The following is an 18,033-nucleotide window of genomic DNA, read 5'->3' on the forward strand; positions in this document are numbered from 1 at the left end:
ACGGCAACAATAATGATAAGGAGCAAATCATGGAGCCCTTCATGATGGCAAAAAATATCTCTAAAAGCTTTGTGTTACACAACCAAGGAGGGGTCGAGCTAAAGGTGCTACAAGGCCATGATTTTAGCGTGGCCAGTGGCGAATGCGTGGTGCTCAGTGGCAGCTCGGGCTCGGGTAAATCCAGTTTACTGCGCAGCTTGTATGGCAATTATCAGGTGAACCAAGGCGAAATCTTAGTTAAACATAATGACGCTTGGCTCGATCTGGCCCGCGCCGAGCCCAGACAAATTCTGCAATTAAGACGACACACCTTAGGCTGGGTCAGCCAGTTTTTAAGGGTGATCCCGCGTTTGTCGGCGCTGGATATTGTGATGCAGCCGCAACTGGATGTCGGCATCCCTCATCAACAAGCCGAAACCAAAGCCTGTGAGTTACTCACGCACCTTAATGTGCCCGAGCATCTGTGGCATTTAGCCCCCGCTACCTTTTCTGGCGGTGAGCAGCAGCGAGTCAATATTGCCCGCGGCTTTGCCTTGGATTACCCCTTATTGCTGCTGGATGAGCCGACCGCCTCGTTAGATGAACACAACGCCAATCAAGTCATTAGCTTGATCCACAGAGCCAAGGCAAACGGCGCCGCCATTGTCGGCATTTTTCATGATACTTGGGTGCGCGATCAAGTTGCCGATCGCATTTACCCAATGCAAGCCGCCCACTAACCCATTTCAGGAAAGCAAAATGATCATCACCAATGTCAATATGGTCTTAGCGGATCAAGTATTATCGGGCTCCCTTGAAGTGAGAGACGGGGTTATTCGCGCCTTAAGCGATCAACCAAGCCAATTACCGACGGCGATTGATGGCCAAGGGGCTTATTTGTTGCCCGGCCTCGTTGAGCTGCACACCGACAATTTAGAGAAATTTTTCACCCCTAGACCTAAGGTCAATTGGCCAGCGGCATCGGCCATGGCCAGCCACGACGCCTTAATGATTGCCAGCGGCATTACCACGGTGCTCGATGCCGTTGCGGTGGGCTATATCAATGATCAAGGTGCGCGCCTTAACAATCTGGATCGCATGCTGAGCACCATAGTGGCCAGCCAACAAGCGGGGCACAATCGCGCCGAGCATCTGCTACACCTGCGCTGCGAACTGCCCAATGCCGATACCGCCGCCATGTTTAACACCTTAGTGACCAAGTTTGCGCCGCCTGAGCAGGCTCATAACCCCATCGCCATGGTGTCGTTAATGGACCATACGCCGGGTCAAAGACAGTTTATCGACAGTGAAAAATACCGCACTTACTACATGGGCAAGTATGGGCTTAATGAAGAGCAAATGGCTGCCTTTGAAGCCGAGCAAACCCAAGCATCCAAACTTTGGTCTGATCCTAACCGTCAAGCCATTGCCGCCCAAGCCAGAGCGCGCCGCTTTACCCTTGCCAGCCACGACGATGCCACGGTGGCTCATGCCCAAGAGTCGGCCAGTTTAGGTTGCCAAGTGGCTGAATTTCCAACCACGGTTGCCGCGGCAAAGGCATCTCATCAAGCGGGACTAAAAGTTATGATGGGCGCCCCCAATATTATTCGCGGTGGCTCCCATTCGGGTAATGTGGCCGCCGCTACCTTAGCCAGTGAAGGCGTGCTTGATATGTTGTCATCGGATTATTACCCCGCCAGTATGCTAGACGCCGCTTATCAGGTCGCCCTTGACCCTAGTAACCACTATGATTTAACTGGGGCCATCAACATGGTCAGCCTCACTCCGGCACAAGTCATAGGGCTAACGGATCGCGGCGAAATAGCAGAAGGCAAGCGCGCAGATCTTGTCTTAGCCGCGCCTTATCAAGAGCGGTTAAGAATAAGGCAAGTGTGGCGCCAAGGAGAGCGGGTATTTTGAGTAGCATAAAGCCAACGCGGGAGCCAACCAAGACGCAAGCTCAGGGGCAGACGCAGTTATTGTACTTGATTGGCCCCTCTGGCGCGGGCAAAGACAGCTTGATCAATTGGCTTAAGCAGCAGCCACAAGCCATCGCCGACGCCATTTACTTTGCGCCGCGCTACATTAGCCGGCCAACGGATAATGGCATTGAACAACATATTTACCTTGACGCCGATGGCTTTGGTCAACAGCGTCATCAGTTTGCCATGTACTGGCAAGCCAATGGCTATCACTATGGCATTCACCAAGAAGTGTTAGTGCGCCTGCAACAGGGGCAAAGCGTGGTGATTAACGGCTCTCGCGCCGAGCTTACCCAAGCGCAGCGGGTGTTTGGCGAACGCTTAAAAGTGGTTTTACTGAGCGTATGCGATACGACCTTAGCCCAGCGGTTACAGCAGCGAGGCCGTGAAACGAGCCAACAAATCACGGCGCGCTTAACCCGCCACCGTCGATACCAAGATGTTAACGCCGATGCCATCATAGATAATAATCACTCACTCGAGGATGCGGGTAAGCAATTACTCAAGTATATTGAGGGAGTTATTGCCAAGGATACTGAGCCGCAACACCAGCAGAACGCGCCACTATTCACCAGCAGTGATATCCCCTAAACGTAATAGACTAAAGGAAGTGCCCGTGATGCAACTGACCTTATTGGGCACCGGCAATGTGCAAGGTGCGCCGGTTTATGGCTGTGACTGTACAGCTTGCCAGCGGGCGATGGATGAGCCAAAGTGGCAACGCAACTTATGTTCGGCGGTGCTGTCGGTGGCCGGACAACAACTGCTGATTGACGCTAATCATCCCGCATTAATGCAGCGTTTTGCCGCTGGCACTATCAACGCTATTTTGCTCACGCATTTTCATATGGATCATGTTCATGCCTTGTTTTCATTGCGCTGGGGCTTAGCGCCCACGATCCCGGTTTATCGCCCCGATGATCCCCAAGGTTGTGACGATTTATACAAGCATCCCGGACTATTAGCATTTCAGCCGCCCAATCAGTTAGGTGCGCCATTTCGGGTTGCTAACCTGCCAGAATTAACCATCACCCCAGTGGCGCTCAACCATTCGCGGCCCTGTCAGGGTTACGTGTTTGAATATGAATCGAACCAGCAGCGCGATTGCCTTGCCTATCTCACCGATACCCAAGGTTTGCCCGATGCCACTTGGCAAAAACTCATCCAATGCGCGCCAAGGGCGGTGGTGATCGATTGCTCTTACTCGCCTTTGGTGAACAACAGTAACCACAATAATTTAAGCCAAGTGATCGAGTTTGCTCGACGCTTACCCGATTCGCTGTGGGTGCTGACCCATATCAGTCACGAGCTGGACAGCTTTTTATTAAGAGAAGCGCAGCTTCAGTTGCCCCCCAATATCAAGGTGGGCTTGGATGACATGGTTGTCTAGCGCTTGGTGTGTTCCACGCGATTCAGGCGACAGTTTTCACTCCTTGATTAACCAATTTATTAGCGGCCTTATTAACCGCCTTATTAAACAGTAACGCCACCAGCACCATCACTATTGAGCCAGCGAGCACCGGGTTAACTAAAAATGCCCACGATGGCATGAGTAACATGATTAATGTGGGGTTGGCCCCTGCGGGTGGATGAGTGGTTTTCGTCGCTAACATGGCAAACACCCCAAGCCCAGTGGCAAGGGCTAACGACCATGGGGTAACACCGACAAAATGAGCAAAGCACAGACCAATCACACTGGTAATGAGATGACCAAAAATCACATTCTTGGGCTGCGCTAAAGGACTCGCGGGCACGCCAAAAACCAATACCGCGGTGGCACCAAAGGGCGCCATTAACCAAAGGTCGACGCCTTGCCAAGCCCGAAGCGTGGCCAAGATCATGATAGCAATGCAGGCACCAAAGCCTGCTAGCAAAGGTTGAAATAACGGTTTCATGTTGCTTCCTTGAAATTTTTTTCGTTACAGTTCGATGGTAATACTGGGGCTCGTGGCGCGTGAGACACAGGCACACAGGCGTTGTTGGCGCTCTGGTTCGCTCAGGCAAGCATCTTGATGGCTCACCTCGCCATCTTGATAAGCCACCACGCAACGACCACAAATGCCGCTGCGACAAGCACTTGGCAGCGCAACTTGATGCTGCTCTAACGCTTCCAACAAGGTTTGATCTTCCGCTACCGTCAACATGATGTCAGATTGACTTAAGTGCACTTGAAACGCACTCGCCTTTTGTTTTTCCTTAGTTATTTGAGATGCCTGAAAGTGCTGATAGCGAAGCCGTTCTGGGTCGAGACCTATTTGTTTGGCTACCGCTAGGGCTTGAGCAATCAAACGCTCTGGTCCACACAGATAAAATAAGCTGTCGGGATCAGCGCGACGTAACATCTCGGCCAGATCCATTCGCTGCTGCTGATCACTGTAATAAAACTGAACGCTGCCAGCGAATGCGTTTGCCAATTTATTAGCAAAGGCCATGTGTTGCTTCGATTTGGCTGCATAATGCAGCTCGAACTGGCGCCCCGTCGCGGCGAGCTGCTGCGCCATGGGTTTAATGGCCGTGATCCCTATGCCTGCCGCAATCAATACCGATGGTCGCGCATCGTCATGAAGCGCAAAACCTTGCTCGGGCGCTACGCAATTTAATCGCTGACCCAATTGCAACCAAGCATGAATTGCCTGCGACCCGCCTTGGCCTTGGGTTTGGCGTAACACCGCAATTTCATAAACATCGCGGCGCGCCGGATTGGAGCAAATAGAATAATAGCGCGTGGTTTGGCTTTTATCTGGCATCACCACTGGGATACCAATATGGGCACCGGCACTGATTTTTGGTAACGCTTTGCCCTCACGATGGCGCAGCTCATAAGCGCGCACTAAAGGCGTTAATTGACGAACGGCGCTGACCACAAGGGGTAAGTCACCCGAGCCAATGGCCTTGTCCACACAAGCTGCCATATCGTCATCTTTAGCTTTGTCGTGTTCAAGGGCAGCGAGGCGATCCAGTTTAGATTGCAGCTGGTTATTTCGTTCAACTAACGGGTCCACCAGCTGCGCTATTTCTTGCTCGGTAAATCGCGGCGTGATGTATTTTGGGCAATTCCAATCAAATCCAACCACCTTAATCACAAACCCGCGCTCAACGGGCGCAGTAAAGTCGTCCATTTCCAACCGCGCCAAGGTGGCTAAGTCATGATCCGGCACTTGTTCAATATAACCACTTAGCTTTAACCGGCGCTGATTGGGATAATCCATGAAAAAAAGCGCCACGCGATGGTTATGGCGAAAATTGCCCGTGCTGATGTATTGGCGATTGCCACTGAAATCAGCAAACCCCAATGTCGTTGCGTCCAGCACGCGCATAAATCCGGCTTTGCCACCTCGATGTTGTATATAGGGCCAATCGCTTTCACCAACACTAGCCATGTAAAAACTATCGCGCTCATTGATGAAGTCAGCCTCCAATTGTGACAACACGCCGTTATAATCTGGGCCGCTCTCCATCCCTTGATATCCTTGACGGCTGCCCATTTCTTGCTGTACTTGCTTCACCCCTGCGGTGAAATGAATGTTGGCGTATTGATGTGCCATAGCGACCTCCACAGATTGAGTTAACCCGGGCTTGCGCCCGGATGCACGCGCTAAACCCACTTAGTTGACTGGGTGTAACTCAATCTTGGGAAAATCAATTTCTACCCGGCTGGCCTTACCTAAAATATTGGTGAGCACATTCATGCCCACATGGGTAATGATCTCAACCACCTCGGCATCACTGTATCCGGCGTTTTGCAGGGCTAACAGTTCTGCGCTGCTGACTTCACCCTTTTTTTCGGCTAAAGCTTGAGCAAATTTTACCGCCACCGCCGCCTTGCTATCGCTACTGCCGCCTTCTCTGTTGGCTGCCATTTCATCGGCCGATAAACCAACGCTTTTACCCAGCGCGGTATGGGCTGATACGCAATATTGACAGGCATTTTGCTGCGCTAACCCCAGTGCAATGCGCTCCTTGGTCTGCGGGGTCAAACTGCCTTCATTGGCAATGGTATGTAAGCCTAAGAAAGCTTTTAACGCCGCGGGGGAATTGGCTAACACTTTTAAGAAATTGGGGACAACGCCTAATTGCTGCTCAATGGCAGCAAACAAGGCTTGTTGCTCGGGATTGGCTTGCTCTGGGGTGACTAAATTAATTCTGCTCATCATCTATTCCTATTATTTCAAATTGTTACACGTAAACTTTGGAAACAACCGCACTTAACTCAGTTGACGTAACCATGATGACAAAATACGATTAGTGAAAGAATAGTCACTTTTAACAAGTCAGTATTTCGCATAGTGAAACAATAGGAGCATTACTTGGATCAATTACATTTAATGAAGGTACTGGTTGCCGTCGCCGAGCACGAAAGCTTTGCCATGGCGGCCAAAGCCTTAAATATGTCGCCTCCTGCGGTTTCGCGTGCCATTACTAGCCTCGAAACCAACCTAGGGGTGAGCTTGCTAAAACGTACTACGCGCTTTGTGCGCGCGACCGAAGCGGGTCTGAGCTATGTTGAGGATGCGCGTCGCATTCTTGAAGATATTGAGCGCGCTAACCAAGCGGTGATGGGCATTAATACTCAGCCTAAGGGTAACTTGGCCATTACCGCACCGGTGTTATTTGGACAGCGCCATGTGTTACCTGTGGTGTTGGAGTATTTACGGTGTTATCCCGACACTAAGGTTAATGCCGCATTTGTTGATCGCACGGTCAATTTGTTAGAAGAAGGGTTTGATCTGGGTATCCGTATTGGCGAGCTTAAAGACTCCGGCATGCGGGCACGAAAAGTGGGTGAAGTCAGCTTAGTCACGGTCGCCTCGCCTGATTACCTTAAGCGCCATGGTCAACCCAGCCATCCTAATCAACTTAAGCACCATACCCTGATCGCCTCTAACTCCAATGACTTTTCACGTGACTGGCAATTTATGGATAAGGGCAACAAACTCGCCCAGCGGATCCACCCGCGCTTAACCGTTACCACCAATCAAGCCGCCATTGAGGCCGCCATTTCGGGCTTAGGCATTACCCGCGCGGTGTCATATCAAGTCGCGGATGCCATTGCCGCTAACCAACTTTGTTTACTGTTAAACGACTATCAGACCCCGCCGTTACCAATCCATATTATCCATCAAGAATCCCATCATTCTTCTTCTAAGGTTCGCGCCTTTATTGATTTAATGGTGCAGCGTTTTCAACATCAGGTCTTTTTGCCGCCGTCAGGTTGAGGGCTTAAAGGCCAAACACGGTGACATGCCTCCTGATTAAGTGGCCACTACTATTAAAGACATCAACAAATATAATCAAGATATCATTTTTATCATGTAGGCTACTTGCATTTGCCGCCATTACGGGGCAACCTCTTATGCTGAAAAAATCTCTCCTTAGGATGTCATTTATGAATGCTTTCAAGTTATTAACTTGTGCCGTGTCGCTATCTTTAAGCGCCACTGTGTTGGCTGAAGTACAACTAACCGTACCCAGTGATGTAGAATTATTAGCGGCCAACGAAGAAAAAGCCGAGCTGTCTGGTGGTCTGTTTGCCAGTAACAAGAAACTGATCTTGCCAGACGGTGAAAACCAAATTGTATTCCGCTATGTCCCCGTTTATAGCCAAGGGGGGGACGATATCCAACTACAAAGTAAAACCATTATTGCCACATTTTCGGGCAGTGATGCACGTTTACGCTTTGAGTTACCTAAATACCGTAGCGCTCTTGAAGCCAAAAACAGTATTGATAACTTAGCGTGGCGGCTAATGGATCAGACGGGTAGCACATTGGCGGTTAACCAAGATGTTTTGGATAAGGATGGTTTTCAGATTGGCCGAGACTACGCTGACGAAGCAAAGACATATAACCTAGCTGGTGGCAAAGCTGCCCTAAGCGCGTCATCAACGCCAGCCATCGCCGCGACCTCTACCACTAAAGCTGCGTCAACCGCGGCCGTTGCAGCAACTGCGGCAAGCGTTGCGGCAGATTCTGGTGCTAAAGACAGCGCAACAAAACAGGCTGCTCCCACCAAACAAGCCACACCTGAAGCAGACAACACAGCCGAAGAAATGTTGCACTTTTGGTACAACAAAGCAGACAAAGCCACTCAAGAGCGCTTTAAGCAATACATTAATCAGCTATAAAAAAAATGCCCCAGCTCATCCGTTGGGGCATTTAGCTTGACTATCAAAAAGCTTGCCTAATGGATACTCGCAGGCTGTTCAATGGTTAACATGCCTGTTGCTTAGGCCCTAGGGCCTGTTTATCTTTGGTGGTTAATTTTTGTTCGAGATAAAAGCGTTTTGGGCAAGGCGAGCAGTGTGTAGCTTAGCAATCTAAGTAAATACTGCTCAACGACGAACAAAACGCTTTTAGCCGAATCCGTAGGACAGCGTTTGTTGGTCATTTCTACTGCGTTAGCGCCTTTTCGCGTAAGTGACTATGCCACAAAGTCGCTGCCTGGTATAAATACCCAACAAATCGCTGCAAAAACAAGCTCAAAAGATAAACAGGCCCTAGTTACATCGCGGCTTTTTTCGCCTGCTCTATCCAGCTATCAAATAGGGCTTGATTGGCTTTTATCCAACCATTGGCATGGGCTTCAATGTCGCCAGCACTGTTCTTACCTTTACTCATCATCATGTTCTGTGCGCTTACCGCATTAATATCTAGCTTAATGACTTCAAATAGCTTAGCGGCCGCAGGGTTAGCTTCGGTGAAGGCTTTGTTAGCCACTATTTTCATTGAGTTCATTTCAAAGCCATAGTTTTTACCGTTGGCCAAGGTGGTATCCACGCCCTTACGCTCTCCCGGCAGCGCAGAAAAAGGCACTTCTAGCCACACCACATCTTTACCGGGCACGAGTACACCACTCACCCAATAAGGTGTCCAAGTGTAGTATAAGATGGGGTCACCTTTTTTATAGCGAGAAATGGTATCTGCGATGATGGCAGCATAATTGCCCTGATTGTGGCTAACCATGTCACGTAATTTGTAGGCATCAAGTTGCGCTTCAATCACGAGCTCACAGCCCCAGCCAGGGTTACACCCCGTTAAATCGGCCTTGCCATCGCCATTGGCGTCGAACAACTTAGCCAATTTAGGATCACTTAATTGACCGATATTGGTGATCTTGTACTGCTCAGCCGTTTTCTTGTCAATCAGGTAACCTTGAGCCGCACCACTAATGTATTCCCCTTTGCGGAAAAATACTTTATCACCGCCAGCCATGGTGTACTTGTCAGCATGCAGTGGAAACCACCCCACGGTGAGATAGGTTGCATCGCCGTTAGCAATGGAAGTGTAGCCCACGTTGTAATCGACTTCTTTGGTCGGTTTAACGTCATACCCTAATGCTTCCATCGCTTTATTAACAATGAGGGTCTGAAATGTCTCTTCGGCCACCGTCGACTGAACAGGCTGTACCGAAATGCCTTCACCAGGCAATGATGCAGCCCAAGCCGAGGTGCTTAACGCTGCCCCCGCTAAGGTGCTGCACACGAGTTTTATCTGCCAAGCGCTAGGTTTATTGTGTTTCATGAAATACTCCTGTTTCGTTACGAAATATGTAGCTTGAAGTTACGAGCGGCGTTTAACCAACAACGACACAGGGCCGCTGTGATACCAGCGGGCCTTGTTATCACGCGATTTAGCACCAACAGCCTGAGTGATCCGATCCAGTAAGATCGCCAGAATCACTATGCCTAATCCCCCCACAGCAGCGAGCCCCATGTCTAATCGACCAATACCTCGAAGCACCATCTGCCCTAAGCCACCCACGGCAATCATGGAGGCGATCACCACCATAGATAATGACAACATGAGGGTTTGGTTGACGCCCGCCATAATGGTAGGCATGGCGAGTGGCAATTGAATGCGATACAGCATCTGCTTTGAGTCCGCACCAAAAGAATGCCCCGCTTCGATCAACTCTTCGGGGACTTGGTGAATACCTAAGATGGTCAAACGCACCACTGGAGGGAGAGCAAATATGATAGTGACAACGACCCCAGGTACATTACCGATACCAAACAACATCACAATGGGCACCAAATAGACAAAAGCGGGAGTAGTTTGCATCGCATCTAATATGGGTCTGACCAATCGCGCCGCTGTCGCACTTCGCGCAAGCCAAATACCAAGAGGTAAGCCTATCACTAAACAGAAAAACACCGATGTCATCACCAGAGATAGGGTCGTCATGGCTTCGGACCAAACCCCTATCAAGCCAATCAAAATAAGAGAAACCAGTGCACTCACGCCCAACTTCAAACCGGCAAATTGCCAAGCGAGTAAGAATAGCAGCAGTAACATGACTGGCGCTGGCGTCGCCACCAATAAGGCTTCAAAGGTGGTTAACATAAAATCGATGGGGATACGGATAGCTTGAAACAACGGACGACCATGCTCAACGAGCCAGTTCAACCCCGTTTCTACCCATAGATCAAAAGGAATCAGTGCGTGTGCAAAAGGATCGAGCCAAGAAAATTCGACCACGGATTCTGGCGAAGCATTAAGCCAATCATTGTTAGTGGTTGGCGTCGACCCGCCCCAAGGATCATCAGCGGTATTGGTTGCTGAGGCTCCCGCACTCCCCCAAGGATCAGATGCAGAGCTATCTTGAGTCACTGTCGTGCTTGACCAAGGGTCACTGTTATCGAGTGCACTATTATCAGGCGTACTCTCTTGTTGAGTATCGGGCGCCTGCGAGGGCGCGGTGACCACGGAATTAGCCTGTTGATTTTCACTTTGGCTTTGCGTAATTGCTTGAGACATCATTATTCCCTATCTAAGGTTTTCAACAAGCGCGACTTGGTAATCACTCCTAGGTAATTGTTGTGCTCATCCACAACGGGTACGGCGTAAGGCACACTGGCCACTTGACCAATGAGCTCACCCACAGGCATCTCCGGCGGCAAACTTAAGGTGTCATTGATGATCGCACTGGTCAGTGAGCTGCGCTGTTGATAGGCTTGCTTTAAGGAGTCGAGGGACACGATACCTAAGTATTGATTGCCCTTGTCCACGACCACACCATAATCTCTGTCGTGGTCGATTAAATACTGCATCGCCGATGCTGGCCCTTCATGCTCCGATTTTTTAAATACCGCGGCCGGTTTCTTCAATGCGATATCTTTAGCCGTGAATACGGTGGCAACATTCACACCACGGAAAAAAGAGCTCACATACTCATTAGCAGGGTTATGCAAGATATCATCGGGTGTGCCGACTTGTATTACCTCACCATTTTGCATAATGGCAATGCGGTCGCCAATACGCATGGCTTCGTCTAAGTCATGAGAAATAAATACGATGGTACGGCGATCGTCATTTTGCAGGCGAATTAACTCGTCTTGCATTTCGGTTCGGATTAATGGATCCAATGCGGAAAACGCTTCATCCATCAGCAAGATGTCGGGGTCGCACGCCAAGGCTCTAGCTAGTCCAACCCGTTGTTTCATGCCACCGGATAATTCGTCGGGATAAGAGTCGCAATAGCTGTCTAGGCCAACCCGCTCAAGCGCAGCCATCGCCTGCTGCTGCCTGGTGGCTAATGCTATTCCCGCCAGCTCTAAACCAAATGCGGTGTTTTCGACCACTGTCATATGAGGCATCAAAGCAAAATTCTGAAACACCATGGAAATGTTATTTCGTCTAACGTCAATGAGTTCTTCTTTGGGGATTTGTGCGATGTCTTTACCATTGAGCAGGACGTGGCCGCGGGTTGGCTCGATGAGACGATTAAGTAAACGCACTAAGGTTGACTTACCCGAGCCTGAAAGCCCCATAATGACAAAAATTTCGCCCTTTTCGATGGACAAAGACACGTCATGAACGCCCACTGTCATGCCTGTTTTAGCAAAGATTTGCTCTTTGTCTAGGCCTTCCTCAATGAGGGGAAACGCGAGATCAGGTTTGTCGCCAAACACTTTGAACAAATTTTTAACTTCTAATATTGTTGACATTACCCTTCCCTACCAAACACTCAAATATATTAGAGCTATAACTATTTTTTTGACCCCGCCGTTAACAACCTTGACCAAGAAAATGCAATAAAGCTAATACCATTAGCACAAATCTAACGATTTAAGCATAGCTGTGTTTTAATAATCAGCTAAATATATTTAGATGACTAACAATTAATCTTAACTTCTTGATTGATTTAAGCTGCCATAAAACTCAGGCTGCTCCAATAAAGCCGTTAACGCCGGGTCATGCTTCAACTCTTCGCGATAACTGTCACGACGTTGCACCGCTTCTGATAAATACTTCATCGCTTTATCAAACTGCTCCATGGCGGTGTAAGCACAAGCCAGTTGATAAAAAGCATGGCTGTTTTCTTTATCTATTTTAAGAGCTTGATGACACAGATTGGCTGCCCACTGTGGCTCATCCAACTCTAAAACGGCATCGGCTTTATAGGTTAAGGCTTCGCAGTCGGTTGGCCTGATTTTTAATAACTCATCATAAATAAGAATTTTATTGGCCGATGAGCTTTCCTGTTGTGCCCGTAACCAAAGTGATTGCACCTCTTGGGTTCGCTCAATTTCTTCGCGGTTTTCTTCAATATGCAGCGTTTTTTGCTGCAATTGCGCTTCAATGGCGGCAAGGCGCTTTTCATATTCATTAATCAGCTTACTTATCTCTTCATCGGCCAAGGTATGTACCCTGTCTTTGATCTCTCGAATGGATGACCAACCAACTATCACCAAAACGGACGTCGCTGCTGCGATAAGGTAAAAGAAATAAGTGACGGTGTCGGTGGCATAAGCCACAGCGCGGTCGACCGATTTATGTTCGCGATCAACTATCTGTTGGATCAACTCCTGCTTAGCTTGAGCTTGTTCAATACGCAACTGTTTTAACTCATCAAGCACATAACGCTCTACGAAAGGGTTGTACAGAGGGGCTTCAAGGGCTTCCACTGTTTGTTCAACTTGTTCGCTTTGATCTTGGCTGGGTGTTGCTGCTTGGCTATTAATGGGGGGAGCAAGCCGCCCCCCATTAACATCAAGGCAATAACGAGGCCTAGGTTAACCTTGCGCATTAACTGGCCAAGCATATGGCTTGTCCATGATTATGCACTTCAACTAAAGCGGCATGCAGACTCTTCACCGCCACATCATAGTCGGCTTCATTCACCACAAACTGCATATCCACCTCACGCATGGATTGATGCATGGCTAACACGCTAATGTTGCGTGTCGCAATAGCTTGTACCGTGCGCGCGAGAATACCCGGAATTTTCAAGTCACTGCCAATCGCTGAAACAATGGCCACCCGCTGCTGATTGATTTCAGCCTCTGGAAAACGGGCTTCCATGGCCGCACGAATTCGCTTCACGGTTTTTAGGTTGGCGGATAAATAATGGGTTAAGGTGTTCGCATTCATATCTTTAGAAACGATATGCCCTTTAAATCTGGCAATCACCTCTAATACTTCGCGCTCGTACTGATAGAGGTTACCCGCCATATCTTGATCAAACAGTTCAAGGGCATAAATGCCCTTACAACCTGCGATGATCTCAACACAGGGCGATTCACTGACGTAATCCCCCGTGATCAAGGTCCCGGCATGATCCGGCTCGAAGGTATTTTTAACCCTAAGGGGGATATTTTGCTGGCGCAGTCCTTTGGCGGCTTTCGGATGGATCGCTTCCATCCCTAAGTTAGCAAGTTGATCGGCGACATCATAATTTGTACGACCAATAGGCACCGCATTTTGCTCACCCACAAGGCGCGGGTCGGCGCTGCTTAAGTGAAACTCTTTATGGATAATGGCTTCTTTAGCCCCCGTTAGCACCGCGATACGGCTGAAGGTCATTTCACTGTAACCGCGGTCAAAGGTTGACATTAGCCCCTGCTCGCTATGGGCATAGCCTGTTACTATGGGTAATTCACTGCTTAAATCTAGCTTAGCAAATGCTTGCTGGACTCTTTGGTCTAGCGATATATGCTGTTCACTTTTCCAACCCGTTAAATCGACAAACTTGGCATTCACCCCATCACGTTGTAATAAGGTTGCCGTATTCCACGCGCTGTGCGCTTCACCAATACTGGCCAACATTTCACGCACTGTGCTTAAGTGCGAGGCCAATTCAAAGTGGCCATGCTGACACAGGCTTTTCAGGTCCAGTAAGCATTGCTCAGCATCATCAAGCTTAGTCAGTATAAATTGATTAGCCTGCTCAAGCAGTTCCCCTTCAACGAACAAGGCGGTGTTAATATCCAGTAATTGCTGCTTTAATTCAGCTAATTTCTGCTGCCAGCCGGTGTCCACCATGCTGTTAGCGAAAAGAGCATAAACTCCGGCTTGCCCGGTTTTTTTGTATTCAAGTAATTGGTCGGTAATACCGCCATAGGCCGATACCACAAAAACGCGCTGATAAAACTGGCTAGCGCCGGGGTTTAAAATAATGTTATCGCGCACCGATTCATAATCACTCATCGATGTGCCACCAATTTTTTCTACGGTATGCATGCTACTCCTTATCATCCTTAAAACATGATCGTGACGCGGTGACCTTGGGGTTTTAATTAAGGTCACATCACGTGACTGGCTAGATAACGTCGGCCTCTAGCTCATAAGCGCCTTGGGCGTTATGCACTTCTTTACCGTTTAACGGAGGATTAAATACACAGGCTAGCTGCATTTCTTCACTGCAACGCAATATGTGTTTGTCGTGCTTGTCAAGAATATAGATAGTCCCCGGCGCAATGCTGTGCTTGCTGCCATCTTCTAAACTTTCGATTTCACCTTTACCTGAAATGCAGTACACCGATTCCAAATGGTTTTGGTAGTGCATTTGGAAATCAGCCCCTTTGTAAATAGTGGTGATATGGAATGAAAAGCCCATTTGATCTTGCTTAAGTAATAAGCGCGTGCTTTCCCAATTGCCGTCTGGCGATACAATTCGACGATTTGACTGATTAGCTGTGGTTAGATCTCTTACTATCATGATGTTTTTCTTCTGATTCTGTGATTAAAAGGGTCATTGGCGTATGCGCTGATACGGTAGCAATGTCTGCTGCTGCAATGTTGATTTGCGCACCATTTGATATCGCCATGATCTGACTTCGAGACATGACGCGCAGGGCGCCTTGACCTCGTAGACAGGTAAGCAGGTATGAGCCCGAGTGAGAACGGCAACTTGGTAACAAGCGCCGTTCGCCAGACCCAACTTGTATGGTTTGGCTGGGCATCATAAGTTGTTATGAAGCTTTAAAGTAAGCCACCGTGGCTGGAATATCGTCGACCTTTGCGCAAACTTCAGCGATGGCTGATTCAACAATATCGATGCCTTTACGTAAGTTATCGTCGCTGATAGTCAGTGGACAGAAGAACTTAACAATGTGATCGTCTGCACCACTGGTTTCGATGATAACGCCTTTGGCAAAAGCGGCCTTGGTGATCTTGCCAGCGAGTTCACCACTGACACAGTTAATACCTTGGAATAAGCCACGGCCCTTAATAGTAAAGTTACCCGTGCCATATTGCTTAACTATGTCGGTTAATCGCTCGGTGATGTAGCGGCCTTTTCGCTTAACATCATTGGCAAATTTGTTGTCGCTCCAGTAATGGTCGATGGCGGCTTTGGCTGCCACAAAGGCTAAGTTGTTACCTCTAAAGGTACCGTTATGCTCACCCGGCTTCCATTGGTCTAGCTCAGGCTTCATTAACACTACCGCCATCGGCAAGCCGTAACCACCAAGGGATTTTGAAAGGGTAATAATATCAGGCTCAATGCCTGCTTCTTCAAAACTAAAGAAGTCACCAGTACGACCACAACCGGCTTGAATGTCGTCAACGATCATCAGGATTTTGTGTTTACGACAAACGGTTTGTAGGTTACGTAACCATTCAATGCTCGCGGCGTTAATGCCACCCTCGCCTTGTACGGTTTCAACCAATACCGCAGCGGGCGAGTTAATACCACTACTTGAATCACTGAGTACCTTGTCGAGGTATTCTGTGGTGTCAATATTGTCGCCAAGGTAACCATCAAATGGCATTCTATGCACACCGCTTAAGCTTACGCCAGCCGCATTACGGTGATGCGAGTTACCCGTTGCAGCCAATGCGCCTAAACTCACGCCATGGAAGCCATTGGTAAACGTAACAATATTTTGTTGGCCAGTCACATTACGCGCGATCTTCATGGCCGCTTCCACCGCATTGGTCCCCGTCGGACCGGTGAACTGCATTACGTATTCCATGCCACGAGGCTTTAAGATCTTATCGTTAAAGGTTTGTAGAAATTCACCCTTGGCTTTGGTGTGCATATCTAAACCATGAGTAATGCCATCTTCTGAAATGTAGTCGAGTAAAGCTTGCTTAAATAGGTCATTATTGTGACCGTAGTTTAAGGTACCGGCTCCAGCAAGAAAGTCGAGGTATCGATTACCGAACTCATCCCACATAAATTCGCCTTTGGCACGATTAAACACGCGAGGGAATGAACGGGCATAGCTTTGCACTTCCGATTCCATTTCCTTGAATATTTCCATCACCTGTACGGCGTGGTTAACAGGCTGATTGTTAAATGGGCCGATGCGCACTAAAGACTCTGAAGCGTGTTCGCCTTCAAAGTGCTCCTGCTCTTTTAGCCACACTTTTGAATTCATTTCAGCACTTAACTTGCTAGCAAAACTTTCAAATAATGACCAAGAAGCTAAATTGTCTTGCGTAATAGTGGTTTCAATATAGTGCACCCCTTTGCAATCAGTGCGATCCAAAATGTGCTGCAGCATATCCGATGCAAGGCCTTGACCACGAACAGAAGTCGAAACGGCCACTTGCCAAATAAACAAAGTATCAGGACGCTCAGGCACTAAATAACCAGAAATAAAGCCAACTAACTCGTCATCAAGCTTAGCTGCGACGGAAGTACTTAGGAAATGGCCACATTGTAGAAAATTACAGTAACCAGAGTTGGTATCTAAAGGGGGGCAAGATGCAACAAGTCGAGAAACAGCCATACCATCTGTTAATTCCGGTTGGCTTAACACTATCTTTTGCATGGAAGACAAAATAACTCCTTATTTAGAACTAAAATAGATTCGACTAAATAATCTTTATAGATGTAAAAGATATTTCCAAAAAGCTGTCACCACAGCCTTATGCAAATCCCAGTAAAATAGACAAAACCCTAGTAAAACCGGGAAAAGCGATCTTAGAAATCCATAAAAATCACTTACAACACTAAATATAGTACACTAAGTATTTTTTTATCTCTACCCTCGCACAGAAAGCATGAGTCGTGAAACTCAATATTAAGACAGCATTTTGCCTCTAAGATGATTGCGTAACACGGCAGAAAATAACAACATAAAGCAAATAAAAATCAACCACTTAAGTTACGCCTCGCAAGTGCAATGTTTTACCTACTACCCAGCCCGTTAGTTAATGATTAAATTTTTACTACTAGATCAATTTATTGATGTAACAAAGCCGCAACAATTTATTTAGACTTGAAAGTAATTATCGATATAATTGCCGCACCTTGAGCACGACAGCTTGATTACTAAAGTTTGACTGGAGTCGATATGAATAACATAGAAGAAGTACTTGTGGCCCTGCGCAGGGTGATACGCGCCACTGACTTACATTCAAAGCACCTAGCTAAAACGACAGGCCTTACTTCGCCACAAATTTTACTGCTGCAAACCATCCGCGATAAGGGTCAGGTGACCATAGGTGAAATTGCTAATGATATGAGTTTAAGTCAAGCCACGGTAACAACCATTATAGATAGGTTAGAAAAGCGCGGCCTAGTGGTACGAGAGCGCTCAACCACGGATAAGCGAAAAGTGCATGCCTTACTCACCGAGCAGGCAGTGGAAGTATTAAAAGAAGCCCCGTTACCATTACAGGATCACTTTGCGAAACAGTTCCATGATTTAAATGATTGGGAGCAAACCATGATCATTTCATCATTACAACGTGTTGCTCAAATGATGAATGCCCAACATATTGATGCTTCACCCGTGTTAGACGTAGGTGTATTAGATCGCCACAGTACAGACCTAGAAAAGCCCGATGCCTTTAACAATAACTAGGGACTAATCAGTCGGGGTCACCTGTGCGTAAGA

General features: G+C 48.0%; 17 protein-coding genes. 7 read left to right on the plus strand and 10 right to left on the minus strand.

Annotated features, from left to right (window positions below; genetic code table 11):
* Nucleotides 1-41: 41 nt before the first annotated feature.
* From phnL to phnP, 4 genes are read left to right on the plus strand one after another with little or no spacing between them, the layout of a single operon-like run.
* Nucleotides 42-719 carry a phosphonate C-P lyase system protein PhnL gene (gene phnL / locus K6Y21_RS07220; RefSeq protein ID WP_233071119.1) on the plus strand — a complete coding sequence of 226 codons (678 nt, stop codon included), beginning with the start codon at nt 42-44 and terminating at the stop codon, nt 717-719.
* Complete coding sequence (gene phnM, locus K6Y21_RS07225; protein ID WP_285229727.1) at nt 658-1,899, plus strand: alpha-D-ribose 1-methylphosphonate 5-triphosphate diphosphatase; 1,242 nt, start codon at nt 658-660, stop codon at nt 1,897-1,899. Before phnL ends, phnM begins: the two co-directional genes overlap by 62 nt.
* Nucleotides 1,896-2,552 (plus strand): phosphonate metabolism protein/1,5-bisphosphokinase (PRPP-forming) PhnN, encoded by a 657-nt coding sequence (gene phnN, locus K6Y21_RS07230; protein ID WP_233071121.1) that lies wholly within the window; start codon nt 1,896-1,898, stop codon nt 2,550-2,552. Before phnM ends, phnN begins: the two co-directional genes overlap by 4 nt.
* A gap of 28 nt (nt 2,553-2,580) precedes the next feature.
* Nucleotides 2,581-3,351 carry a phosphonate metabolism protein PhnP gene (gene phnP / locus K6Y21_RS07235; protein ID WP_233071352.1) on the plus strand — a complete coding sequence of 257 codons (771 nt, stop codon included), beginning with the start codon at nt 2,581-2,583 and terminating at the stop codon, nt 3,349-3,351.
* 22 nt (nt 3,352-3,373) lie between these two features.
* On the opposite strand, the gene K6Y21_RS07240 is transcribed toward phnP, so the two are convergent.
* From K6Y21_RS07240 to K6Y21_RS07250, 3 genes are read right to left on the minus strand one after another with little or no spacing between them, the layout of a single operon-like run.
* Entirely contained in the window at nt 3,374-3,856 is a 483-nt protein-coding gene (locus K6Y21_RS07240) for an HPP family protein (RefSeq protein WP_233071122.1), read from the minus strand.
* Nucleotides 3,857-3,880: 24 nt separating this feature from the next.
* Complete coding sequence (locus tag K6Y21_RS07245; RefSeq protein WP_233071123.1) at nt 3,881-5,506, minus strand: 2Fe-2S iron-sulfur cluster-binding protein; 1,626 nt, start codon at nt 5,504-5,506, stop codon at nt 3,881-3,883.
* A gap of 60 nt (nt 5,507-5,566) precedes the next feature.
* Nucleotides 5,567-6,112, minus strand: coding sequence for a carboxymuconolactone decarboxylase family protein (locus K6Y21_RS07250; protein ID WP_233071124.1), 546 nt, complete (start codon nt 6,110-6,112; stop codon nt 5,567-5,569).
* A 156-nt stretch (nt 6,113-6,268) separates the two neighbouring features.
* On the opposite strand from K6Y21_RS07250, the gene K6Y21_RS07255 reads away from it, so the two are divergent.
* Both K6Y21_RS07255 and K6Y21_RS07260 read left to right on the plus strand, forming a co-directional pair.
* Nucleotides 6,269-7,177 carry a LysR family transcriptional regulator gene (locus K6Y21_RS07255; protein ID WP_233071125.1) on the plus strand — a complete coding sequence of 303 codons (909 nt, stop codon included), beginning with the start codon at nt 6,269-6,271 and terminating at the stop codon, nt 7,175-7,177.
* A gap of 170 nt (nt 7,178-7,347) precedes the next feature.
* Complete coding sequence (locus K6Y21_RS07260; protein WP_233071126.1) at nt 7,348-8,085, plus strand: DUF2057 family protein; 738 nt, start codon at nt 7,348-7,350, stop codon at nt 8,083-8,085.
* A 376-nt stretch (nt 8,086-8,461) separates the two neighbouring features.
* Here the strand turns inward: K6Y21_RS07260 and proX are convergent, their stop codons facing one another.
* The 7 genes from proX to ectB form a co-directional block, all read right to left on the minus strand.
* The gene (gene proX, locus K6Y21_RS07265) at nt 8,462-9,481 is read right to left on the minus strand and encodes a glycine betaine/L-proline ABC transporter substrate-binding protein ProX (protein WP_233071127.1); all 1,020 of its coding nucleotides are present in this window, start codon (nt 9,479-9,481) and stop codon (nt 8,462-8,464) included.
* 39 nt (nt 9,482-9,520) lie between these two features.
* Entirely contained in the window at nt 9,521-10,717 is a 1,197-nt protein-coding gene (gene proW / locus K6Y21_RS07270; protein ID WP_238486368.1) for a glycine betaine/L-proline ABC transporter permease ProW, read from the minus strand.
* 2 nt (nt 10,718-10,719) lie between these two features.
* Nucleotides 10,720-11,907, minus strand: coding sequence for a glycine betaine/L-proline ABC transporter ATP-binding protein ProV (gene proV, locus K6Y21_RS07275; RefSeq protein ID WP_233071128.1), 1,188 nt, complete (start codon nt 11,905-11,907; stop codon nt 10,720-10,722).
* 180 nt (nt 11,908-12,087) lie between these two features.
* The gene (locus K6Y21_RS07280) at nt 12,088-12,867 is read right to left on the minus strand and encodes a TPR end-of-group domain-containing protein (RefSeq protein WP_233071129.1); all 780 of its coding nucleotides are present in this window, start codon (nt 12,865-12,867) and stop codon (nt 12,088-12,090) included.
* Between the two features lie 121 nt (nt 12,868-12,988).
* Nucleotides 12,989-14,422 carry an aspartate kinase gene (locus tag K6Y21_RS07285; protein ID WP_233071130.1) on the minus strand — a complete coding sequence of 478 codons (1,434 nt, stop codon included), beginning with the start codon at nt 14,420-14,422 and terminating at the stop codon, nt 12,989-12,991.
* 79 nt (nt 14,423-14,501) lie between these two features.
* Nucleotides 14,502-14,900: an ectoine synthase gene (locus K6Y21_RS07290; protein ID WP_233071131.1), complete on the minus strand. Its 399-nt coding sequence runs from the start codon at nt 14,898-14,900 to the stop codon at nt 14,502-14,504.
* A 253-nt stretch (nt 14,901-15,153) separates the two neighbouring features.
* On the minus strand, nt 15,154-16,962 hold the full coding sequence (gene ectB / locus K6Y21_RS07295) for a diaminobutyrate--2-oxoglutarate transaminase (protein WP_233071354.1): 1,809 nt from the start codon (nt 16,960-16,962) through the stop codon (nt 15,154-15,156).
* 525 nt (nt 16,963-17,487) lie between these two features.
* Between ectB and K6Y21_RS07300 the strand changes: the two genes are divergently transcribed.
* Nucleotides 17,488-18,000 (plus strand): MarR family winged helix-turn-helix transcriptional regulator, encoded by a 513-nt coding sequence (locus K6Y21_RS07300; protein ID WP_233071132.1) that lies wholly within the window; start codon nt 17,488-17,490, stop codon nt 17,998-18,000.
* Nucleotides 18,001-18,033 lie beyond the last annotated feature (33 nt).

This window comes from Motilimonas eburnea (assembly GCF_021295345.1).
Classification (GTDB): domain Bacteria; phylum Pseudomonadota; class Gammaproteobacteria; order Enterobacterales; family CBDFNC01; genus Motilimonas; species Motilimonas eburnea.